This is a genomic window from Bradyrhizobium sp. UNPA324 (assembly GCF_006658635.1).
GTDB classification, from domain to species: Bacteria; Pseudomonadota; Alphaproteobacteria; order Rhizobiales; family Xanthobacteraceae; genus Bradyrhizobium; species Bradyrhizobium nanningense.
This window is the reverse complement of sequence record NZ_LFJD01000004.1, coordinates 6,709,266-6,730,269: the sequence shown is the minus strand read 5'-3', so window position 1 is coordinate 6,730,269 and position 21,004 is coordinate 6,709,266. Positions and strand designations below refer to the sequence as shown.

Sequence of the window (21,004 nt, the reverse complement as noted above, 5' to 3'; positions counted from 1 at the left end):
GTGAAGAGAGCCACACCGCCTACCCCGCCGGGACGATCACCATGCTCTTGTCCTTCGGCCAGCGGACGCGCCAGGCGAAGTTGATGTCGCGGGCCTCGCCGGGCCTGGCGTCGAACGACCATTCCAGCACGCCGCGCTTGTCGCGGATGTTGCTCGCGGTCGGCGGCGTGGTCGAAGGCAGCATCTCGACGACGATGTCGTCGCTCTCGCTAACCGGCAGCTGATCCTCGATCGCGACGCGAATCGGGAAATCATGCCCGTTGCGGATCGTGGTCTTGAACGCACGCTCGTCGATCTTCGACGTCGTGACCAGCAGGCCTGCCGAGCCTTCGTTGCGCTTCAGCACGGCGCGCTCGATCTTGATCTTGTCGTCGGTGCCGAAGCCGAGCCGCACGATGTCGTCCTTGGCAGAGGCCGAGATCTTGCCGCGACCGACAAAGACGCCGTCGCGGTAGATCGCGACCTTGCCCGGCAGCAGCGTCGTGTCGTCGGTCTGCTTGAAGCTGGCTTCGAGGAAAGCGGTCGGGTCCAGCACCGGCGCCGCGCGCACCGCGAGATCGGCGGGCACGGCCATGGCTGCGATACGCATGCTCTTGGCTCCCTCCTGCGCGCCGAGGCTGACGCGGCCGGGGATCTTGAACGTGGCCTGGAAGCCGCCGATCTCGGCAACGGCCTGCTGCTCGTCCGCGCGTTCGCGCGGCTCGGCCGCCTCCGCGATCTTGGCCATCGCCGGCGATTGTGCCTGACGCGTCATGGGTGCAGGCCGCGCCAGATCAGAGGCCGCGCCGAGGGCCAGCGGCTTGAGCGGCTGCGGATATTGCGCCAGCAGCGAGTTCAGCTCCGGGGCACTGCCGCCGCGACCAATGCGCACCGTGGAGACGCCGAGCGCGACGTTCGACCAGTCCTCGCCGGTCGACTGCGTGATCTCGGCACGACGCACGAGCTCGAGCTGCGGCTTGCGGTCCTTCGCGCCGGTGTCGAGTCGGGCGTCGTAGAGCGGCACCCAGCGCGCATTGCGCACGGCGTAGGTCACCCGCAGCGTCGCCTTGGTCGCGGCGGCCGAGGCGACGTCGATCCGCACTTCCAGCTTGCTCGGCGGCTTGGCCGCGCGCTCAGCCTCGAGCTGTGCAATCTGGCGGTCGATCTCGCGCTGCTTTCGCGTGGCGTCGCGGATCGCAGTGTCGGCGGTCGCGATCTCCTCGGCGACCGCGGCAAAGGCCGCGCGCCATTCGGTGATCGGCCGCGCCTCGCCCTTGTCGCCGAGACCTGCGGGCGAGGCTTCGGCAAAGTGCTGCGCGAATTTGCGCCGGGCGTTGGCCGAGTCGATCGCACCTTGGAGGTCGGCCCGCTGATCTCTCAGCGCTTCGATGCGCTTGTCGAGCTCGGGCAGGTTGACGGGCGGCGCGGCCTTCGGCGGCCGCGCATCGATCGTGCCGATGGTGAGCTTGGCGCCCGCCTCGCCTTCGACGCGGAGGGAGGACGGATCGAGCGAGAGCGGAAAATCCTTGGCGACCAGCGTCGAGTCGCCCGAGGCGAGGTCGAACGCGATGATGCGGGTGACGGTGGCGCCGTCGGGATAGACGGTAACGGTGTCGATCGCCGAATTGGCGTCCAATTCGGCGGCCCATGACGGCACCGCGAGAGCCGTGGTCACCAGGACCAGGCTCGTGGTTGCCAGACATTTTGCGGTGATGCGCATGAAATCCTCCCTGCCGATATCGACGCGTCACCAGCCGGACGCGCGAAAGATGCCTCGCCATCGTGATGAGACGCGGCAGGGAAGGAACTGGTTCGATTGGGGTTTCCTCGGGGCGCCGCTACGGCGGCACCAAGGCCGCGGAACGTATGGCCACCCCGCGGCAGGTCCTACGCTTCTGTCGGCGAGCCCTGGCCGAAGATGCGCCGGAGCAGATCGGTCACGTTCTTGGCGCCGGCCTTTTTCAGGATGCTGGCCCGGTAGCCCTCGACCGTCCGCGCGCTCAGATGCATCCGCCGGGCGATCTCCTTGTTGGTGAGGCCGGCGGCGAGATGCTCAAGCACGTTGCCTTCACGCTCGGTCAGGGCTTCGCAGCCGGGCAGCCAGCGCTGCCGGCTTGAGCCGGGCTGCGCGAACTCATCGATCGCGGCATCGATCCGTCCGACGATGTCGTGGGTGCGGAACGGCTTTTCGATGAAGTCGGCCGCGCCGCTCTTGATGGCGTCGACTGCCATGGAAATGCTGCCGTTCGCCGAGGTCACCAGCACCGGCGCCATGCAGTTTTCCTCGCGCAGCCGCCTGAGCACGTCGAGTCCGGAGCGATCGGGCGGCAGCTCCATCAGTACGCAGGCCGGCATCCGCGCCTTTGCCTCCGACAACAACGAGGCACCGTCGGCGAAGCAGATCACGTCATAGGCGCTCTGTTGGAGCGCGGTCGAAAGTTGTTCGAGGGAGGTGGCGTCAGTTTCAATGACGAATACCTCACCCTTGGAAAGCATGTTTCCCGGCATAATCCCGATCCAGCAATGTCTTGGTCAAATGATCCGTGACGGCCGGGGCCTCATCGCCCTGTCGCGCCGTCGTCAGCACGGCATTCGCGCCAGTGCTTCGGTTTCCCCTATGTATGGTCCGGCCGGTTCCTGGATTTGACGGATCGAGACAGAAACTTTACATTTCGGGACATCTGCGGGAATGGCTGGCAGGAACGGTTCGCATGACCGACCTCGTTCGCAGCGCAGGCTTGAGCTATTACCCGGACGTCGCCCGGTCGGTGGGGCTCGATCCCAAACAGATGATGCGCAAGGCCAGGCTGCCGCTGGTCTGTCTCGACAAGCCCGATACTCCCATTGCCGTCGCCGGCCTGCGCCGTCTGCTCGAATTGTCGGCAGCGGCGTCCGGCGCCGAGGATTTCGGCTTGCGTCTCGCCGAGCGCGGCGGCCTGACCAATTTCGGCGCGGTCGGCCTGATCGTGCGCGAGCAGGCGACCGTGGGCGAAGCGATCGAAGCGTTCTCGCGCTTCATCCATATCCATCATGACGGCATGCGGCTGGACGTCACGCGCAGCAAGCAGACCGTGACCATCACGCTGCACCTGCGCGGCCGGCGGCCGACCGCGCCGCGCCAAGCGATCGACATGGCGCTTGGCAGCATCGACCGCATCATCCAGTCGCTGTTCGGCCATGACTGGCGGCCGCAGGAGGTGCATCTGCATTATCCGCCGCCGAAGGACCGCAAGCGCTACCGCGAATTTTACGGCTGCCGCGTGACTTTCAACGCCGAGGACGATGCGATCCTGCTGTCGGCGCACGACATGGAGCGCCGGATCCCGAGCGCGCATCCTCTGATCGCGGCTTATCTGCGCAAGCGGATCGAGGCAATCGAGACCCGGCCGGCAAGTTGGGAAGGAAAGGTCGACGAGGTCGTGCGGACCCTGCTCGCTACCGGCGACTGCACCGTCGAGCGCGTCGCCGAGCATCTTGCCTGCACCCGCCGCACCATCCACCGCCATCTCGCCGCATCAGGCACCAGCTTCTCGGCCATCCTGGATGCGCAACGCGCCGATCTCGTGATCCAGTTGATCGACGATCCTGGCCGGCCGCTGGCTGATATCGCGGTGCAGCTGGGCTTCTCCGCGCAGAGCGCCATGGCGCGCTGGTTCCGGGGCCGCTTCGGCTGCACCATCACCGACTGGCGCAAGAGCGTACGGCCGCCGGCACCGCCGGCCGATGCCCCTTCGGCGACCGCTGCTTGAGTTCAGCGCGCCGGAGCGGGCACGCCCATGATGGCGAGGGCACGCCGCCGGCTGCCGGCGAGCAGCGGGCCGAACGCGACGGCAAATCCGAGGAACGCGACCAGCCAGCCGCAGGCGGCGATGTGCAGCAACACATCGCTATGCGCGGGAAATACCACGGCAGCCACCCGGGCCAGAGCCGCGATGATGACCGCGGAATAGATCGCCTGGATCGCCGGCGAAGCCGTCAACGCCTGTCCGGTATGGCCGAGGCTCGCGCGGGTCATGACCGCGAGCGTCATGGTTCCCGCCGCACCGGTCATCCAGGCGTGGATGCCGGCACTCGGCGGCAGCGCTCCGACCACCGCAACGGCGTGCAGGATGAAGCCGAACGGCACGAAGACGTAACCGACATGCAGGATCACGAGCAGCCGTTCGCGGAAGGTGCGGTCGCCGGCCCAGCGCGCAAGCCGCACCAGATGCAACCCGCCGACAAGAGCCATCAGGACACCGGTGACGGCATTGAGTGGCGCCACGACCCAGGCGATGAGCGCGAGCGCGCTGCATCCGATCACCGCGCCGTCAAAGCGTCCGAACGGCACCGGCAGACGGCCGGGATTGAACTTGACCAGCCAGTTGCGGGTGAAGCTCGGAATGATGCGGCCGCCGATCAGCGAGATCAGCAGCATCACCACACTGATGCCGACACGGATGCTGACATCGGCCGCGCCGTGATAATGCGCCTCGAGATGAAACGCGACGTTGCCGGCGAGCAGAACGAACACCAGCCCCACCACCGGCAGGTTGCGCCAGTTGCCGCCTGCGATGATCTCGCGCGCCGCGGCGGCGACGACCAGCGCCAGGAAGGCGGCATCGACGGCCAGCGCGAACGCCCAGCCGGTGTCGGCGGACAACGTCACCGCGGCACGCCCGGCAAGCCAGACCATCACCAGGGCCCCCAGCGAGGTGCCCTGGATCGGCAACCGGCCGGTCCAGTTCGGAATGGCCGTGAACAGGAACCCGGTGATCACCGCCGGCAGGAAGCCATAGAGCATCTCGTGGATGTGCCAGTCCCGCGGCGCGAATGCGGAACTCACCGACAATTCGCCATAGAACATCGGCAGCCAGGCCAGGATCGACAACCCCGCCTGGATCGCGGCAAGCAGGAAAAAGGGCCGAAAACTGTTCGCAAACAGCGGCCAGCCCTCATAGTTGCGGGATCGGGCGCCAGCCATGGGGTCAACTCCAATAGATTTCAGTCCGTTGTCTGGAAAAATACTGCCACCCGGCCGTCCCGTTTTGCGCTATCGCAAACTATCGGACGATTGCAGGTGCCATCACACTCCCCAGTGCCAAGGAGGCAGAATGGCCAAGGTCGACACATCGCTGGTTGCGCATTTGCCGCTGTTTGCCGGGGTCACGCCGGAAGCTCTGGACGAGATCCTGCGTGAGGCCCGTTCGGCGCGATATCCCAAGAACAGCGCCATCTTCGAGCAGGGCGCGGACGCACAGTCCTTTTTCCTGCTGCTGCATGGCCACGTCCGCGCGGCCAAGACCACGCCGACCGGCGAGCAGATTGTGGTGCGCTACGTCGCGCCCGGCGAAACGTTCGGGCTCGCCATGGCGATCGGAGCCGCGCGGTACCCGGCGACCGCGATCGCGGTCGACGACAGCGTGGTGCTGATCTGGCCGACCTCAGCCTGGCCGCGGCTGGTCGAGCGATTTCCCTCGCTTGCCGCCAACACGCTCCAGGCCGTCGGCACGCGCCTGCAGGAGAGCCACACCCGCATCCTGGAAATGTCGACCCAGCAGGTCGAGCAGCGCGTCGCGCATGCGCTGCTGCGCCTCGCCAAACAATCCGGCAAGAAGCTCGACCACGGCATCGAGATCGACTTCCCGATCAGCCGTCAGGACATCGCGCAGATGACCGGCACCACGCTGCACACCGTCAGCCGCATCCTGAGCGGCTGGGAGAGCCAAGGCCTCGTCGAGAGCGGCCGCCAGCGCATCATCCTGCGCGACCCGCACGGGATCGTCGTGTTGGCGGAGCGGAGCGCCGACAGCGGAGCAGTGTGACCACCGCGTCAGGACGTCTCCGTTCAAGCTAGGGGGTGGGGCGCTTTCGCTTACGGCGAAAGCCGTCCCTCACCCGGGAATCCGCGTGCGCCCGCGAATTCCAGACCGTTTCACGCCGGCACGCAATCAACCAGCGCGGCGAGGAATTTTTCGCGGTCGATGCCATGCTCGCGGCAGGCATCATCCACCGTGTGGAAGGTTGCGATCGGGCAACCGACACAAGCCATTCTGAAGGCCAGAAACACGCGGATCGTGTGCGGCGCCGTGCGCATGATGTCATCGACCAGATCGTCGGATCCAAAAGGCATGGACAACTCCGTTCCGATACGACGATAACGGAGGAGAGCGGAGTTTCTTTGTGGAAGCGCAAGCTGGTGCTGCTTCTTTCCGCCGTCATTCCGGGGCGCGACGACGTCGCGAAGCCGGCATCCATCGAGCAGCAAACCAAGGCGTGGAATGGATTCCAGGCTCGCGCCAAGAGGCGCGCCCCGGAATGACGGAGAGGGTTACACCGCCCGGCTGTGCAGTTGCTTTGCCGGATTGAGATGCGCGTCGAACGCAGCGGCGACGCTGCGGACCAGGAAGCGCGAGTCTTTTGCGACTGCGAGGCGATTGCCCTCCAGCCGCACGACGCCGTCGGAGATCAGCGGCTTCAAACGCGCCGCCGAGCTCAACATCGCTCCGGCCTCGGCGCCATGGCGCGCGCAGATGTCGCCGAGGTCGGCGCCGAACTCGCACATGATGCGTTCGATGATGTCGGCGCGCAGCCGGTCGTCGTCGGTGAGCCCATAGCCCCTTACAGTGGCGGGACGGCCGGCGGCGATGCTCTGCGCATAGGCACCGATCTGCACCTCGTTCTGGACGTAACCCTGCGGCAAATGGCCAATCGCGCTCGCGCCGAAGCCGAGCAAGACCTCACCCTTGTCGGTGGTGTAGCCCTGAAAGTTGCGCCGCAGCGTCCGCTCCTCGAAGGCCACCGCCATGGAATCGTCGGGCCGCGCGAAATGATCGAGCCCGATCTGCACGTAACCGGCCTCCTTCAGCGCATTGGCGATCGCGCAGGCCTGGTCGTGGCGGGCGAGACCGTCAGGCAGCACGGCCTCGTTGATCATGCGCTGGTGCTTCTTGAACTCGGGCACATGGGCGTAGCCGAACACGGAGAAGCGGTCGGGCGCGAGGGTAAGGCTGCGCCGAACCGTATCCAGACACGATGCGACAGTCTGGTGCGGCAACCCGTAAATCAGGTCGAAATTGATTCCCACGATGCCGGCGCGCCTGAGCATGTCGACCACGGAAGCCGTCTGTTCGAAGCTCTGCACGCGATTGATCGCCCGCTGCACGACGGGATCGAAGCTCTGCACGCCAAGGCTCGCGCGGTTGACGCCGGAGAGCCGCATCGCCTCGACCATGTCGGCGGTCAATGTGCGGGGATCGATCTCGACTGCGATCTCGGCCGAGGGCAGCACGAAGAACTTCTGGCGCATCGTCGCCATCAATTCGGCGAAAGCCTCCGGCGCCATGATCGTCGGCGTGCCGCCGCCGAAATGGATGTGCTCCACCTTGATGCGGCGGCCGATGGTTTCGGCGATCTGCGCGATCTCGCTGCGCAGCGTCCGCTGATAGCCGGCGATGAGCTCGTCACGGCGGACGATCTGGGTGTGACAGCCGCAATACCAGCACATCTCGCGGCAGAACGGGACGTGGAGGTAGAGGGACGCGCTGGCGCCCGCCGGCAGCTCCGCCAACCACCGGGCGTAGGTCTCCGGGCCGATCGCCGTCGAGAAATGGGGTGCGGTCGGGTAGCTCGTGTAGCGGGGCAATCGCTCTTCGCCGTAGCTTGCCGCGAGATCAGCTCTCATGTCTTACCCATTCGTAAATTTCGGCCGTGTGCAGACATCACGGCAAATCACGGAATGCACTCCACTAGCCCGGATCCGGGAGGGCGACCTTGCGCTCGCGCAAAGTCGGCCCTGAAGGGGGCGCCAGAGATTGCGCTCGCGCAAAGCGCTGCGGCCGGTTCCAGGCCATGATTATCGCAATTGGCACGGCATCCGGAGCGTTTGCCCATGAGGCTTCTCGCACTCGAACTGATTTTCTCCTTGCTCGACGTCCGCGGCCATATCCCGCGGTTCGACGACTTCCGGCCGGCCCCGGTCGCACCGGCTCCGGCCGGCGCCGCGCGCGCTCTGGCCGCCGTCATCGCTGTCCTTGCCGTGCTGTCGCTGGCGATCTGGGCAACGGTCTGGCTTGCCAAGCACCTATTCTAGTCGCCTCTTCTGAAGGGCCCCGATCATGATCTCATCCAAGCGCGCGTTCACCGGCGCGGTCGTCCTGACATGCCTTGCCGGGTCGCCCACCTTCGCCGCCGACAGGAACAGCGGCGATCTCGTCATTACCAAGGCCTGGAGCCGGGCAACGCCCGGCGGAGCCAGGGTCGCGGGCGGCTATCTGACGATCGAGAACAGAGGCCACGCGACGGAGCGGCTGCAAGCTGCATCGGCCGCCCACGCGCTTCGAACCGAAATCCACGAGATGACCGTCACCGGCGGTGTCATGACCATGCGCCCGCTCGACAAGGGACTCGTCATCGCACCCGGACAAATCGTTACGCTTGCGCCCGGCGGCGGCCACCTGATGTTCATCGGCCTCGATGTGCCGCTCCTTGCCGGCGACCAGATGCCGGTGACGCTGTCGTTCGAGCGCGCCGGCGAGGTGAACGTGACGCTGGACGTGCAGGCCATCGGCGCGCAGGCTCCGGCAAAAGCGGAGAGCACGACGGTGGCGAAGCCTGCGCATCGCGCGGAGCAGACCGCGACGGTCTCACCTGCGGCGACATCCGAAGCGGACGAGAGCTTCTTTACACATCTTCATGCTGAAAGGGCCATGGCCAACGTCACGGTTTCGCCCGGGCGTGCCGGCCCGGTCGAGATCGCAATCCAGCTCGAAGACGCGAACGAGCTGCCCTTGAGTGCCGATGCGGTTGCGGTCACGCTCGGCAATCCCGAGCATGGCGTGGCGCCGATCACCGCAAACGCCGAGCGCGTCGGCAACGATCAGTGGCGAGTCCGAATGTCGGCGCCGCTGTCCGGTCGCTGGTCGCTCGGCCTCGACATCCGCATCACGCCATCGGACGCGGTTAACGTCGTGTCACCAATCCTGCTCCGCTGAGACACCTAAGTACTGTTGCGGAGCCGAATCCGGCAAAACCTTGTTGCAGCGCAAACACTCTTGCCCAGATCGGGGCACACTGCATCCGTCATCAAAACCTTTCCAGATGAAGGATGCTTACGATGTTCACCCGCAGAGCCGCATTGATCAGCGCTGCAGCGACCGCTCTGATGCTGGCGACCCCCGCTTTGGCTGCCGATGATCTCAAATTGCCGCGCCAGAAGGTCGAGCTGGTCGCTCCGCCGTTCGTGCATGCGCACGAGCAGGCGACCAAGCAGGGCCCCAAGATCATCGAGTTCAAGCTCACGATCGAGGAGAAGAAGGTCGTCATCGACGAGAAGGGCACCACCTTCCAGGCAATGACCTTCAACGGCTCGATGCCTGGTCCGCTGATGGTCGTGCATGAGGGCGACTACGTGGAGACGACGCTGGTCAACCCCGCGACCAACACCATGCCGCACAACATCGACTTCCATGCCGCGACCGGCGCGCTCGGTGGCGGCGCTCTGACGCTGATCAATCCCGGCGAGCAGGTCGTGCTGCGCTGGAAGGCAACCAAGACCGGCGTGTTCGTCTATCACTGCGCCCCGGGCGGCCCGATGATCCCATGGCACGTCGTCTCCGGCATGAACGGTGCCGTGATGGTGCTGCCGCGCGACGGACTGAACGACGGCAAGGGCCACGCGCTGAAGTACGACAAGATCTACTATATCGGCGAGCAGGACATGTACGTGCCGCGTGACGAGAAGGGCAACTTCAAGTCCTACGACTCGCCGGGTGAAGCCTTCACCGACACCGAAGAGGTGATGAAGAAGCTGACGCCCACCCACGTCGTGTTTAACGGCAAGGTCGGCGCGCTCACCGGCAAGAACGCACTGACCGCCAATGTCGGCGAGAACGTGCTGATCGTGCATTCGCAGGCCAATCGCGACAGCCGCCCGCATCTGATCGGCGGCCATGGCGACTATGTCTGGGAGACCGGCAAGTTCGGCAATGCACCTGAGGTCGGGCTCGAGACCTGGTTCATCCGCGGCGGCTCGGCGGGAGCTGCGCTGTACAAGTTCCAGCAGCCCGGCATCTACGCCTACGTCACGCACAATCTGATCGAGGCCGCAGACCTCGGTGCCACCGCGCACTTCAAGGTCGAAGGCAAGTGGAACGACGATCTGATGACCCAGGTGAAGGCACCTGCCGAAATACCGGCTGCCAAGACCAACTAAACGCGACAAGGGGCCGGTCATGACCGGCCCCTTCTTCCTTCGAGGAATGACCATGCTGATTGCATTCAAGCTCAAACTGGCACTCGCCTGCGCCGCTGGGCTCGCAGGGCCGATCGCGATGGCGCCGCTGGTCTCAACCATGGCGGTCCGCGGCACGGCAGCGGAGCCTGCGATCGTCAGGGTCGCGCCGGGCAGCCTGTCCTATCGCGAGGCCGGCGATTTCACGCGCGGCGGGCAGCAGGCGGAAGCGCCGCTGCGCGCGATGCGCGTCGACCGGCCGCTGCACATCATGCGAAATCAGGTCTCGTCATCCGACTATCAGCTTTGCGTGCAGGACGGCGCCTGCCGCGCGCTCGATCGCGACGTGGCGGTCGCCCCCGATCGCCCTGCGGTGCAGGTGAACTGGCACGACGCGGAGGCCTATGCGGGCTGGCTGTCGCGCAAGACGGGCCACCATTACCGCCTGCCGAGCGACGCGGAATGGGCCTTTGCCGCCGGCTCCAGATTCAAGGACGATGGTGTGGCGGTCGATGCGAACGATCCTTCAAAGCGCTGGATCAGCCGCTATGAGCGCGAATCCGAACGCGACCTCTCCGACACCACGGCCTATCCGTTCGGCAAGTTCGGCCCGAACGAACACGGCGTCGAAGATCTCGCCGGCAATGTCTGGGAGTGGACGTCGACCTGCTTCGTGCGCTCGCGCGTCGACGCTTCAGGCAATGCCGGCCGCCCGACCGTGAACTGCGGCGTGCGTGTCGCCGAGGGCGCGCACCGCGCGTATGTCACCGATTTCATCCGCGACGCCCGCGCCGGCGGCTGCGCCCAGGGCGTGCCGCCCGCCAATCTCGGCTTCCGCCTGGTGCGCGAGGAGACGTCCTGGGTCGCGAGCGCGTCCGCGCGCTGGAGCAAGGTGTGGGCGGCGAGGTCGTAACTAGCCCCGAAATATTTGGAAGAACGATAACGGAGCCTCATGCTCCGTCATTGCGAGCGTAGCGAAGCATCCAGAATCTTTCCGCGGAGACAGCCTGGATTGCTTCGTCGCAAGAGCTCCTCGCAATGACGAGATTGAGGCAAGCATCCTGCTCCCAACAGTCACCGAGCGCGCGGCGGATCAAATCGCCCGCGCAAACATACGAAAGCCGGGAGCTCCGATGATCGTCTCGAAAGCGGGGTCACGCTTCTCTTCCGCAAAGACAAAACCCGCCCTCGCGTAGGCGCGCTCGGCGGGCTCGTTGCCGATCAGGAACGAGATCGTCGCCCGGGCAAACCCCGCCGCTTGCCCCTTATCCAGCGCATGGGCAATCAATGCCTGCACCAGGCCAAGACCGCGATAGGGCGGATCGGTCGCGACATACTCGATCATCCAGTCGCCCTCGCCGCCCTGAACCCAGCAGGCCCGCGTGTAGGCGCCGCGATAACGAATGGCTTCCAGCTCCGTCGCAGCGAGGCCGGTCGCAGCCGCAACTTCCTCGATCGCGCGCCAGGCCGCAGGTCCCGTACCGGCGGCGGGCAGCGCGCACAGCGCGGCGGCCGGCTTGCCGTCGACCTCGGCGACCAGAAATTGCGAGACGTGCCACATCGACACGGCATGCGCGACGGCGATGCGCGCGATGAAGTCGCGGCACTGCGCATCGGGCCAGCCGAGCGCGACATCGAACCAGCCGCGCGAGCAATAGCCGCGCTGCGATGACAGGATGGTCTGGACGATGAATGCGGCGTCGTCGGGACGCGCCGACCGTATCGTCATGCGCGCCCCCAGTTACGACGACCTTACGTGTTCTTCAACGCCACGCGGAATTCGGCTTCGGTCTTGGCCTTGACCTCGTCGAGCGAAACGCCGTCGGCGAGCTCGATCAGCGCCATGCCGCCATTGCCGTGCTTGTCGATCGTGAAGACGGCCAAATCCGTGACGACCATGTCGACGACGCGCTCGCCGGTCAGCGGCAGGTTACACTTCTTCAGGAGCTTCGGGCCGTCCTTGGCCGAATGCTCCATCACCACGACGACGCGCTTGACGCCGGCGACGAGGTCCATCGCCCCGCCCATGCCCTTGACCATCTTGCCGGGGATCATCCAGTTGGCGAGATCGCCGTTCTGGGCCACCTGCATGGCGCCGAGGATCGACAGGTCCATGTGGCCGCCGCGGATCATTCCGAAGGAATCCGCGCTCGAGAAATAGGAGGTCGACGGCAGCTCGCTCACCGTCTGCTTGCCGGCATTGATGAGATCGGCATCCACCTCGTCCTCATAGGGGAACGGTCCCATGCCGAGCATGCCGTTCTCGCTCTGGAGGCTGACGTCGACGCCATCCGGAATGTAGTTCGAGACCAGCGTCGGGATGCCGATGCCGAGATTGACGTAATAGCCGTCGCGCAATTCCTTCGCGGCGCGCGCGGCCATCTGTTCACGGGTCCAGGCCATCAGATTTCAACTCCAGTGCCGGCCGCCGGCGCATTCGTCGGACGCGGGCGGGTGTTGCGGAATTCGATGCGCTTCTTGGCCGTGCCGACCTCGACGATGCGCTTCACGAAGATGCCGGGCGTGTGGATGTGGTCGGGATTGAGTTCACCGGCCGGAACCAGATGCTCGACCTCGGCCACCGTGATCTTGGCGGCGGTCGCCATCATCGGGTTAAAGTTGCGCGCGGTCTTGCGGTAGATGAGGTTGCCGGCGGTGTCGCCCTTCCAGGCATGCACGATGGCGAGGTCGGCGAACAGGCCGCGCTCCATCAGGTACTTCTCGCCGTCGAACTCCTTCACTTCCTTGCCTTCGGCGATCAGCGTACCGACGCCGGTCTTGGTGTAGAAGGCCGGAATGCCGGCGCCGCCGGCGCGGATACGTTCGGCGAGCGTGCCTTGCGGATTGAATTCGAGTTCCAGCTCGCCGGCGAGGAATTGCTGGGCGAACAGCTTGTTCTCGCCGACATAGGACGAGATCATCTTCTTGATCTGCCGCGTTTCCAACAGGCGGCTGAGCCCGATGCCGTCGACGCCGGCATTATTGGAGACCACCGTCAGGCCCTTGACGCCGAACTCGCGGATCGCATCCGACAGCGCCTCGGCGATGCCGCAGAGGCCGAAACCTCCCGACATGATCATCATGTTGTCTTTCAAAATGCCTGACAGAGCCGACTTGGCGTCGGGATAGACCTTGTTCATGCAAATTACCTTCGACTGAACCTTCGGCTTGGAGGCGTCGCGCCCTATTGGCGGCGATTATTAGGCGAAATCGTCTAAAGCCGTCAATGATACGGGGTTCTCCGCGCCGCGCCCGGGTGGTAGAAGCTGCCCGCGCCGTGGGCAGAACCGTCCGCGGCCTTGAAAGCGACAAGAAAACCCATCAAGTTGCGGGGGTTGGGGGTGGGCACGCAGGTTTCCCGACCCGCCCTTCTGGCTCCAACGACCAACCCGATCAGGACATGCCATTGACCATGGCCCAAGGAATGAAGCGCCTCGGGACGCCGATCGCGGCGCTGCTCGGCGTGGCGCTGATCGCCCTGATCGGGACCTCCTGGCTCATCAACCGCGACGCCCTGCGCAAGGCGGTCGAAGCGCAGATCCGCGACGTCACCGGGCTCGAGCTCAGCGTCGCGGGCAACATCGACATCTCGGTGCTGCCGGCGAGCTACATCTCCTTCCACGACGTCGGCCTCAAGGGTGGCGGCACCAGCGATTCCGCGCTCCATGTCGAGGTGCTCACCGCCAATCTTCGGCTGCTGCCGCTCTTGCTGCAACGGTTCGAGATCGCCGACCTGACGCTGCTGCGGCCGCGTATCCATGTCAGCCTGAAGCCGGACGGCGAGAGCAACTGGACGCCCTTCATCCAGACCATCGCGCGCACCATGAAGCCCGGGGCCGAGAACCAGGTTTCGTTCTCCGAAATCCGGATTCAGGATGGCGTGCTCGAGTACGAGGACGCCGCCACCCGCGCCACCGAGCAGCTCGACGACATCGACCTGTCGCTGGCATGGCCCTCGATCTCGCGCTCCTTCGCCGCGACGGGACAGTTCGACTGGCGCGGCGAGCGCGTCGACGGCTCGATCAGCTATTCCGATTTCGTCGCCGCCCTGTCCGGCGAGCGATCGGGTTTGAAGGCACGGATCGCCAGCACGCCGCTCAAGCTCGCCTTCGACGGCAGCGTCGCCAACCGCACCAGCCCGATGATGGAGGGTACGCTGACGATCGACAGCCCCTCCTTGCGCAACGCGCTGCGCTGGACCGGGCAGCCGCAGCCCGCCAGCGGCGGCTTCGGCCGCTTCGCGCTGAAGGCGCGCGCCAACGTCGTCGGGGCCTCGATCGCGCTCACCAATGTCAATGTCGAGCTCGACGGCAACGCCGCCGAGGGCGTCATGACCTACGCCAATAACGGCCGGCAGACACTGCAGGCGACGCTTGCCGCCGACGCGCTCGACTTCACACCTTATATCTCCACCTTCCGCCTGCTCGCCAGCGGGGCGCGCGACTGGAACAGGCAGCTGTTCGATCTCCAGGGATTGTCGACCACCGACCTCGACATGCGCCTGTCGGCGGCAAAGCTGACGGTCGGGCCGACCAAGCTCGGCCGCACCGCGATCGGCGCCAATTTGCGCAACGGCACGCTGGCACTCTCGGTCGGCGAGGCGCAGGTCTATGGCGGGATCGCCAAGGGCTCGTTCGGCATCGCGCGCGCCGACACCGTCGCCGACATCAAGGCGCAATTCCAGTTCACCGACGTCGATCTCCAGGCCTGCGCCACCGAACTGTTCGGCCTCAACAAGCTGTCCGGCCGCGGCAACATCAACGTGTCGCTGTTCGCCTCGGGCTCGAGCCCGTTCGGCCTCGTGCAGTCGCTCGACGGCAGCGCCACCATCACCGGGCATGACGGCGCGATCTCGGGCTTCAACGCCGAGCAGCTCCTGAAGCGCCTGGAGCGGCGGCCGTTGTCGGGCGGCGGCAATTTCCGCAACGGTTCGACGCCGTATAACAATCTCACCATCGCGGTGAAATTCTCCGACGGGATCGCCACCGCCGAGGACATCCGCATCGAAGGGCCGGCGGCCAAGATCACGCTGACCGGCACCGCCTCGGTGCCGACGCGCGAATACGACATGAAGGGGGTGGCGAGCCTCAATACGACGTCCGGCTTTCAATTGCCCTTCATGGTGCAGGGCCCCTGGGACGATCCGCTGATTTTCCCCGACCCTGAAAGCCTGATCCGGCAGTCGCCCGCGGCGTCCCCCTTCCTCGATCTCCTGAAGCAGCGCATCACTGGGGGCGGCAAGCGCCCCGCTCAGGACGGATCGCCGACGGCGGAGAATGCAAAGGAAGGCGCCAAGTCGAACTAGAGTAAGTCGAACTAGAGTGCCTTGTCGGGTCGCAGCCACAGGTTCGCGTAAGAAACCAATACCTGCGACCGAGTTGTCCGAAGATGGCTGTCAAGCGGCCGATCGCGTCGTTGAAACCCAGCTCTTGCCATACCGCATCACTGTCGCCCCGGCGATCTTTGTCCCAACCGGGAGCTCGACACTGCCATTCTGTCCCAATTCACGGTCCAAGACCTCGCGGTCACAGGCGTCCTCCCATAGTGAAACGGTGATGGCGGCGACACAGTTGCTGATCATGCTGGTCAGCGCCCGCGCTTCCGACATGAAGCGGTCGATGCCGACAAGCAGCGCCACGCCGGTCACGGGCAGATCCGGCATCACGGAGAGCGTTGCGACAAGCGCGACGAAGCCGCTGCCGGTGACACCAGCCGCCCCTTTGGACGTCAGCAGCATCAGCCCGAGCATCGCCCCGATCTGCCCCCATCCGAGGTGAATGTCGCAAGCTTGCGCGATGAAGATCGAGGCCAAGGTGAGGTAGATCGCGCTGCCGTCCAGATTGAAGGAGTAGCCCATCGGCAGCACGAGCCCCGACACGCCTTTCCTGCATCCGAGTTGCTCCAGCTTGCGCAGTGCGCCAGGCAGCGCCGGCTCCGACGATGACGTGCCGAGCACGATCAGCAGCTCTTCCCTGAAGTAGCGGATCGTCTTCCACAGGCTGAAGCCGTTCAGCCGCGCCAGCGTACCGAGCACGACCACCACGAACACGGAGCAGGCGAGATAGAATGTCAGGATCAACAGTCCAAGCGAGCCGATGGAACGGACGCCGTAGCGGCCCACGGTGAACGCCATGGCGCCGAAGGCGCCGAGCGGCGCGAGCTTCATGATGAAGCCGAACGACACAAACAGCACGTGCGAGAACGAGGCGATCGCCTTCGTCACCGCAACGCCCCCATCGCCGGCACGGCTGAGGCCAAAGGCGATCAGGATCGAGACCAGCAGGACCGGCAGCACCTCACCATCGGCGAACGCTCCAAAGAACGAATGCGGAATGATGTGCAGCATGAAGTCCGCAAATCCCCTGGCGCCTGCCTGCTTGGCGAATTTCGCCGCCACCGACGGATCCAGCGTGCTGACGGAGACATGCATGCCTACGCCCGGTTGGATCAACGAGATGGCGATCAACCCGGCCAATAGCGCGAGCACCGTCAGCAGATAGAACAGCGCCATGGATTTCACCAACGTGCGGCCGACCTCGCGAGAATCGCTGATGCTGGTGATGCCGCTGACGATGGTACAGAACACGATCGGCGCGATCATCATCTTCACCAGCTTGACGAAGCCGTCTCCGAACGGCTTCAGCGCAGCGCCGAATTCGGGCCAGAAATGGCCGGTGAGGACACCCAGCACCACGCCGATCAGCACCTGGACGTAGAGAATCCGGTAGAATGGCTTCCGAGCCTCGGTGCTCGGGTGCCCGACCAGCGCTTCCTTGTGCATTCTCATTTCTCCCATGGCTCTGATTTTTTGTGATGGCGTCGGAAGCGGCGGGCTTCAGGCCGCCAGCACCGCCTGAGGCAGGTGCGATCGGCGGGCGAACACATGTCCCTCGAAAATGCGCCGGGCTGTCCGCTGCACCCGAGCCACCGGGCCGGGCTCCAGCCGAACTACGAGCTGACCGGAGGGGTGAGCCAACGTGATCGGCTCCGGCGGTGCCAGCGGTCCCACCATCTCTGCAGCGATTGTCCCGGGCGTCACACAGGCCGTCGCGATTGCGACAGCTCCGGTCACCGCCAGCGCGCTATGGCAATCGTGCGGCATGAAGTACCTGACGTTCAGCGCTGCCTCGCCCGCTGGCGCAAGCAGAACAGGCTTCGGGATCACCATGTTCGCGGCATTTGGAAAGCCCATCAGGCGCCCGGCCTCGATACGCAACCCTTCAAGACGCGCGCGGAAGCCGCCGCCGGCGAAGTCTGAAGGTGCCTCACGGCCTGTCCATCCCAGATCCGCTGCTCGGACCAGCATGACGGGCATGGCCGCGTCGATGCAGGTCACATCGATCCCTTCGATGCGGTCGATCGGGCGTCCCGTCGGCAGGAGGCGACCGGTGCGGGCACCGGCCGCGTCAGGAAACGACAGTTCGATGGGCGCGGCCGTTCCCGGTACGCCGTCGATCCGCGCCTCGCCCTCGTAGGTCACCCGCCCTCCCGGCGTGGCAATTGTCGCATCGATCAGCTTGCCGGTGTTGACATTGTGGATGCGCACATGGGTGCGATCTGCGGTGGCGGCGACCAGACCGGCTTCGATTGCGAACGGCCCCACCGCTGCAAGCATATTTCCGCAATTCGGCGAGGTATCGACGATGCCCTCACGAACTCGCACCTGGGCAAACAGGTAATCGACATCAGCACCGGGCACCGTGGCCGGCCCGACGATCGCGATCTTGTTGATGACGGCATTGCCCCCGCCGATTCCGTCGATTCCAAGATCGTGTCCACCCCCCATCACAGACAGCAGGACCGCGTCGCGCGACCTGGGATCGGCCGGAAGATCGCGGGCCAGGAAAAACGGTCCGCGCGAGGTGCCCCCGCGCATGACCACACAGGGAATGGCAATCTGATCGTTCATGGAACTCTTCCGTTCGGCGATATATCGCCTGAACCAGAGCATCCTCCCTCTGAACTCTTTTGGGAAATGCAAATATCTGATGTATTATTCCATCTATCGTAATAATGGATCACGCCGTGAACGCAGAACTGCTCGACCTCAAGGCGTTCATCACCGTCGCGGAGACGGGAAGCTTTGTCCGGACCGCCAAGGCGCTGAATTTGTCGCAGCCGGCGCTCAGTCGCCGTATCCAGAAACTCGAAGAAAGCCTCGGTGCACCGTTGCTCGAGCGATCGACGCGCCACGTCAATCTCACCATGACCGGCCGTGACTTCCTGCCGAAGGTGCGCCGGCTCATCGACGAGTTCGAGACCTCGGTGCTCGCCATCCACGATATCGGCGCGCGAAGTTCAGGCCTGGTCTCGGTGGCTGCGGTGCCGACGGCGGTGTTCTACTTCCTGCCGCGTGCGATCGGCCGGTTTGCGGAAGCATATCCGCGCATTCGCATTCGGATTCTTGACATCGGTGCCAATGAGGGACTGGAGGCGGTCGCGCGCGGAGAAGCCGACTTCGGCATCAATTTCATCGGTGCTTCGCATGCAGAGATTGAATTCGAGAAACTGGTCGAGGACCCTTTCGTGCTGGCCTGCCGCCATGATCATCCGCTGGCGTCGCGCAAGCAGGTCAGCTGGTCGGAGATCGTACCGCACCGGATCATCACCGTCGGTCGCAACAGCGGCAATCGCGCGTTGATCGACAACGCATTGGCGCGACAGGGCCTCCAGTTGAACTGGTCCTATGAAGTTGCTCATCTCTCGGGTTCGCTTGGCCTGGTCGAAGCGGGCCTTGGCATCGCCGTGCTCCCGAGGCTCGCGACGCCCGCCGCCGGCCATCCGATCATCCACACCATTCGTCTGGTCGAGCCGGAAGTGTCGCGGACGATCGGAATCGTGCGCAGGCGCGGGGCGACACTATCTCCTCATGCCAGTCAATTTCTCAAGATGCTGCTCGAGGCATGGCGCGCTCCTTCCAGGGCCAGCGGGCAAGGCAAACCGCGATCCCAACCCGCCGAGGCAAGTTCAAACACGGCATCGACGGGTCCGAAGCGGAAACGCTGATAGCTCGCGGCAGAATGGAAAGGCCATTCCGCTCAGGTTCCTCGGATTGGCCCGCTTGTGTTCGGAGACATTTGGCTCTCTGCAGCCGGCGCACCGCTGCGTTGCGAGCAGGTTGCGTTGCGTTCAGGCCTCGTACCGCCTAATAGGTCTTGCGCCTGCGGCGAGCGGGTGTGGAGCTTGCGCATGGGTCAGGTCAAGAACACACAAGGCGAATTGATTGCCGGGAATTGATGCGGCGATTGGATTGATGCGCGCGTTAAGCACTTCCACGAGCCTCTGTCCCCTCGACCTATGTCTGACAACATGCCGCTAGATCGGACTACCGCCATGCGCTAGTGTTTTATACGACCGGTTAAAAACACCGGCCGTTTGAGGGAGAAAAACGTGAAATCCAAGGTTATTGGCGCAGTATCACTGGCGGTCGCTGCGGCCGGGCTGTTTGCAGCCGCTGCACCCGCATTTGCGCAGCAGAAGACGATCACGGTCTGGTGGGGCAAAGGCTTCTATCGCTCCGAAGACGACGCTCTGATCGAGACGATCAAGAAGTTCGAAGCCAAGACCGGCATCAAGGTCGAATTGTCGCAATACGCGATCCAGGACATGATTCCGAAGACGGTCGCCGCTCTCGATGCCGGCACCGTGCCCGATGTCGCCTATTCCGATTCCTATGACGTCCAGGCGCAGGGCAAATGGGCCTATGAGGGCAAGCTCGAGGATCTCTCCGACGTCATGGAGCCGATCAAGGGCCGTTTCGTGCAGAACACGCTCGACGCATCGATCCTCTACAACGACGTCGCCAAGAAGAAGGCCTATTACGGCTTTCCGCTGAAGCAGCAGAGCATGCACGTCCAGATCTGGAACGACATGCTGGAGAAGGCCGGCTTCAAGCAGGCCGATATCCCGAACGACTGGACGGGCTACTGGACGTTCTGGTGCGACAAGGTGCAGCCGGCGATCCGCAAGGCGACCAACCAGCGCATCTATGCCGTCGGCCAGCCGATGGGCGTGGAATCCACCGACGCCTTCCAGTCGTTCTACACCTTCATGGACGCCTACCACGTCAAGCTGGTCGACGATGACGGCAAGCTCACGGTCGACGATCCCAAGGTTCGCGAGAACCTGATCAAGGCGATGAAGGACTACACCGACACCTATATCAAGGGCTGCACGCCGCCGTCCTCCACGACCTGGAAGGATCCCGACAACAACGTCGCCTTCCACAACAAGACCATCGTGATGACCCACAACTTCACGATCTCGATCGCGGCGAAATGGTACGAGGACTCGCAGAACCAGGCTCTTACGCCCGAGCAGCGCGAGGCCGGCAAGAAGGCCTATGAGCAGGACATCATCACGTCGTCCTTCCCCAAGGCGCCCGATGGCTCGACCATCAAGTACCGCTCCGACGTCAAGACCGGGCTGGTCTTCACCGCGGCCAAGAACAAGGCCGAGGCCAAGCAGTTCATCAGCTTCCTGCTCCAGGAAGAGAACGTCCGTCCCTACATCGAGGGCGCGCTCGGCCGCTGGTTCCCCGTGACGAAGGAAAGCCAGGAAAGCCCGTTCTGGCAGGCTGACAAGCACCGCAAGGCCGTCTACACGCAGTTCAAGGGCGGCACCGCACCGTTCGACTTCACCAAGAACTGGAAGTTCACGATTCTCAACAACGAGAACGTGTGGGCGAAGGCGATGAACCGCGTCGTCAGCGAGAAGGTTCCGGTCGACAAGGCGGTCGACGAACTGATCGCCCGCATCAAGCAGGTCGCAGGTTAATTCCCCGCACCTCTCCCCGCGTTGCGGGGAGAGGTGTAA

At 64.6% G+C, this 21,004-nt stretch carries 20 protein-coding genes; 10 read left to right on the top strand and 10 right to left on the bottom strand.

Features of this window, described 5'->3' with window-relative positions:
* Nucleotides 1–19: 19 nt before the first annotated feature.
* Nucleotides 20–1,699: a mucoidy inhibitor MuiA family protein gene (locus tag UNPA324_RS32285; protein ID WP_141938037.1), complete on the bottom strand. Its 1,680-nt coding sequence runs from the start codon at nucleotides 1,697–1,699 to the stop codon at nucleotides 20–22.
* 167 nt (nucleotides 1,700–1,866) lie between these two features.
* Nucleotides 1,867–2,487 (bottom strand): response regulator transcription factor, encoded by a 621-nt coding sequence (locus UNPA324_RS32280; protein WP_141938035.1) that lies wholly within the window; start codon nucleotides 2,485–2,487, stop codon nucleotides 1,867–1,869.
* Nucleotides 2,488–2,690: 203 nt separating this feature from the next.
* Here UNPA324_RS32280 and UNPA324_RS32275 point away from each other — a divergent pair, with 203 nt between their 5' ends.
* Nucleotides 2,691–3,728 carry an AraC family transcriptional regulator gene (locus UNPA324_RS32275; protein ID WP_141938032.1) on the top strand — a complete coding sequence of 346 codons (1,038 nt, stop codon included), beginning with the start codon at nucleotides 2,691–2,693 and terminating at the stop codon, nucleotides 3,726–3,728.
* Between the two features lie 2 nt (nucleotides 3,729–3,730).
* On the opposite strand, the gene UNPA324_RS32270 is transcribed toward UNPA324_RS32275, so the two are convergent.
* Nucleotides 3,731–4,942 carry an NnrS family protein gene (locus UNPA324_RS32270; protein WP_141938030.1) on the bottom strand — a complete coding sequence of 404 codons (1,212 nt, stop codon included), beginning with the start codon at nucleotides 4,940–4,942 and terminating at the stop codon, nucleotides 3,731–3,733.
* A 130-nt stretch (nucleotides 4,943–5,072) separates the two neighbouring features.
* Here UNPA324_RS32270 and UNPA324_RS32265 point away from each other — a divergent pair, with 130 nt between their 5' ends.
* Nucleotides 5,073–5,783 (top strand): Crp/Fnr family transcriptional regulator, encoded by a 711-nt coding sequence (locus UNPA324_RS32265; RefSeq protein WP_141938028.1) that lies wholly within the window; start codon nucleotides 5,073–5,075, stop codon nucleotides 5,781–5,783.
* Between the two features lie 110 nt (nucleotides 5,784–5,893).
* Here the strand turns inward: UNPA324_RS32265 and UNPA324_RS32260 are convergent, their stop codons facing one another.
* On the bottom strand, nucleotides 5,894–6,091 hold the full coding sequence (locus UNPA324_RS32260) for a DUF1858 domain-containing protein (RefSeq protein WP_141938026.1): 198 nt from the start codon (nucleotides 6,089–6,091) through the stop codon (nucleotides 5,894–5,896).
* Nucleotides 6,092–6,139: 48 nt separating this feature from the next.
* Here UNPA324_RS32260 and UNPA324_RS35455 point away from each other — a divergent pair, with 48 nt between their 5' ends.
* Complete coding sequence (locus UNPA324_RS35455) at nucleotides 6,140–6,280, top strand: hypothetical protein (RefSeq protein ID WP_181769594.1); 141 nt, start codon at nucleotides 6,140–6,142, stop codon at nucleotides 6,278–6,280.
* Between the two features lie 9 nt (nucleotides 6,281–6,289).
* Here the strand turns inward: UNPA324_RS35455 and hemN are convergent, their stop codons facing one another.
* Nucleotides 6,290–7,642 (bottom strand): oxygen-independent coproporphyrinogen III oxidase, encoded by a 1,353-nt coding sequence (hemN, locus tag UNPA324_RS32255; protein WP_141938023.1) that lies wholly within the window; start codon nucleotides 7,640–7,642, stop codon nucleotides 6,290–6,292.
* 207 nt (nucleotides 7,643–7,849) lie between these two features.
* Between hemN and UNPA324_RS32250 the strand changes: the two genes are divergently transcribed.
* The 4 genes from UNPA324_RS32250 (at nucleotide 7,850) to UNPA324_RS32235 (ending at nucleotide 11,102) form a co-directional block, all read left to right on the top strand.
* Nucleotides 7,850–8,050: a hypothetical protein gene (locus UNPA324_RS32250; protein ID WP_141938020.1), complete on the top strand. Its 201-nt coding sequence runs from the start codon at nucleotides 7,850–7,852 to the stop codon at nucleotides 8,048–8,050.
* A gap of 25 nt (nucleotides 8,051–8,075) precedes the next feature.
* Nucleotides 8,076–8,951, top strand: a complete 876-nt coding sequence (locus tag UNPA324_RS36115; RefSeq protein WP_141938018.1) for a copper chaperone PCu(A)C — start codon at nucleotides 8,076–8,078, stop codon at nucleotides 8,949–8,951.
* 122 nt (nucleotides 8,952–9,073) lie between these two features.
* The gene (gene nirK / locus UNPA324_RS32240; RefSeq protein WP_164936048.1) at nucleotides 9,074–10,171 is read left to right on the top strand and encodes a copper-containing nitrite reductase; all 1,098 of its coding nucleotides are present in this window, start codon (nucleotides 9,074–9,076) and stop codon (nucleotides 10,169–10,171) included.
* Nucleotides 10,172–10,223: 52 nt separating this feature from the next.
* Nucleotides 10,224–11,102, top strand: coding sequence for a formylglycine-generating enzyme family protein (locus UNPA324_RS32235; RefSeq protein ID WP_141938016.1), 879 nt, complete (start codon nucleotides 10,224–10,226; stop codon nucleotides 11,100–11,102).
* A gap of 180 nt (nucleotides 11,103–11,282) precedes the next feature.
* On the opposite strand, the gene UNPA324_RS32230 is transcribed toward UNPA324_RS32235, so the two are convergent.
* The 3 genes from UNPA324_RS32230 to UNPA324_RS32220 are packed head-to-tail and all read right to left on the bottom strand — an operon-like array spanning nucleotide 11,283 to nucleotide 13,329.
* A complete protein-coding gene (locus tag UNPA324_RS32230) occupies nucleotides 11,283–11,918 on the bottom strand; it encodes a GNAT family N-acetyltransferase (protein ID WP_128917806.1) in 636 nt (211 codons plus the stop codon).
* Between the two features lie 23 nt (nucleotides 11,919–11,941).
* Entirely contained in the window at nucleotides 11,942–12,592 is a 651-nt protein-coding gene (locus UNPA324_RS32225; protein ID WP_128917807.1) for a 3-oxoacid CoA-transferase subunit B, read from the bottom strand.
* Entirely contained in the window at nucleotides 12,592–13,329 is a 738-nt protein-coding gene (locus UNPA324_RS32220) for a CoA transferase subunit A (protein WP_141938015.1), read from the bottom strand. Before UNPA324_RS32220 ends, UNPA324_RS32225 begins: the two co-directional genes overlap by 1 nt.
* A gap of 272 nt (nucleotides 13,330–13,601) precedes the next feature.
* On the opposite strand from UNPA324_RS32220, the gene UNPA324_RS32215 reads away from it, so the two are divergent.
* Complete coding sequence (locus tag UNPA324_RS32215; protein WP_181769696.1) at nucleotides 13,602–15,494, top strand: AsmA family protein; 1,893 nt, start codon at nucleotides 13,602–13,604, stop codon at nucleotides 15,492–15,494.
* A gap of 90 nt (nucleotides 15,495–15,584) precedes the next feature.
* Here the strand turns inward: UNPA324_RS32215 and dctA are convergent, their stop codons facing one another.
* Entirely contained in the window at nucleotides 15,585–16,970 is a 1,386-nt protein-coding gene (gene dctA / locus UNPA324_RS32210; RefSeq protein WP_141938011.1) for a C4-dicarboxylate transporter DctA, read from the bottom strand.
* Between the two features lie 54 nt (nucleotides 16,971–17,024).
* Nucleotides 17,025–18,098 carry a 4-oxalomesaconate tautomerase gene (locus tag UNPA324_RS32205; protein ID WP_141938009.1) on the bottom strand — a complete coding sequence of 358 codons (1,074 nt, stop codon included), beginning with the start codon at nucleotides 18,096–18,098 and terminating at the stop codon, nucleotides 17,025–17,027.
* Between the two features lie 104 nt (nucleotides 18,099–18,202).
* Between UNPA324_RS32205 and UNPA324_RS32200 the strand changes: the two genes are divergently transcribed.
* Entirely contained in the window at nucleotides 18,203–19,195 is a 993-nt protein-coding gene (locus UNPA324_RS32200) for a LysR family transcriptional regulator (RefSeq protein WP_128917812.1), read from the top strand.
* A gap of 384 nt (nucleotides 19,196–19,579) precedes the next feature.
* The gene (locus UNPA324_RS32195; RefSeq protein ID WP_141938007.1) at nucleotides 19,580–20,965 is read left to right on the top strand and encodes an ABC transporter substrate-binding protein; all 1,386 of its coding nucleotides are present in this window, start codon (nucleotides 19,580–19,582) and stop codon (nucleotides 20,963–20,965) included.
* Nucleotides 20,966–21,004: the final 39 nt, after the last annotated feature.

Bases quoted from the DNA above. Each gene is read 5' to 3' on its own strand.
- dctA (WP_141938011.1), bottom strand. From the start codon at position 16,970: ATGCACAAGGAAGCGCTGGTCGGGCACCCGAGCACCGAGGCTCGGAAG.
- UNPA324_RS32215 (WP_181769696.1), top strand. From the start codon at position 13,602: ATGGCCCAAGGAATGAAGCGCCTCGGGACGCCGATCGCGGCGCTGCTC.
- UNPA324_RS32265 (WP_141938028.1), top strand. From the start codon at position 5,073: ATGGCCAAGGTCGACACATCGCTGGTTGCGCATTTGCCGCTGTTTGCC.
- UNPA324_RS32260 (WP_141938026.1), bottom strand. From the start codon at position 6,091: ATGCCTTTTGGATCCGACGATCTGGTCGATGACATCATGCGCACGGCG.
- UNPA324_RS32280 (WP_141938035.1), bottom strand. From the start codon at position 2,487: ATGCCGGGAAACATGCTTTCCAAGGGTGAGGTATTCGTCATTGAAACT.
- UNPA324_RS32275 (WP_141938032.1), top strand. From the start codon at position 2,691: ATGACCGACCTCGTTCGCAGCGCAGGCTTGAGCTATTACCCGGACGTC.
- UNPA324_RS36115 (WP_141938018.1), top strand. From the start codon at position 8,076: ATGATCTCATCCAAGCGCGCGTTCACCGGCGCGGTCGTCCTGACATGC.
- UNPA324_RS32225 (WP_128917807.1), bottom strand. From the start codon at position 12,592: ATGGCCTGGACCCGTGAACAGATGGCCGCGCGCGCCGCGAAGGAATTG.
- hemN (WP_141938023.1), bottom strand. From the start codon at position 7,642: ATGAGAGCTGATCTCGCGGCAAGCTACGGCGAAGAGCGATTGCCCCGC.
- UNPA324_RS32270 (WP_141938030.1), bottom strand. From the start codon at position 4,942: ATGGCTGGCGCCCGATCCCGCAACTATGAGGGCTGGCCGCTGTTTGCG.
- UNPA324_RS32205 (WP_141938009.1), bottom strand. From the start codon at position 18,098: ATGAACGATCAGATTGCCATTCCCTGTGTGGTCATGCGCGGGGGCACC.
- UNPA324_RS32235 (WP_141938016.1), top strand. From the start codon at position 10,224: ATGCTGATTGCATTCAAGCTCAAACTGGCACTCGCCTGCGCCGCTGGG.
- UNPA324_RS32230 (WP_128917806.1), bottom strand. From the start codon at position 11,918: ATGACGATACGGTCGGCGCGTCCCGACGACGCCGCATTCATCGTCCAG.
- nirK (WP_164936048.1), top strand. From the start codon at position 9,074: ATGTTCACCCGCAGAGCCGCATTGATCAGCGCTGCAGCGACCGCTCTG.
- UNPA324_RS32200 (WP_128917812.1), top strand. From the start codon at position 18,203: ATGGATCACGCCGTGAACGCAGAACTGCTCGACCTCAAGGCGTTCATC.
- UNPA324_RS32220 (WP_141938015.1), bottom strand. From the start codon at position 13,329: ATGAACAAGGTCTATCCCGACGCCAAGTCGGCTCTGTCAGGCATTTTG.
- UNPA324_RS32250 (WP_141938020.1), top strand. From the start codon at position 7,850: ATGAGGCTTCTCGCACTCGAACTGATTTTCTCCTTGCTCGACGTCCGC.
- UNPA324_RS32285 (WP_141938037.1), bottom strand. From the start codon at position 1,699: ATGCGCATCACCGCAAAATGTCTGGCAACCACGAGCCTGGTCCTGGTG.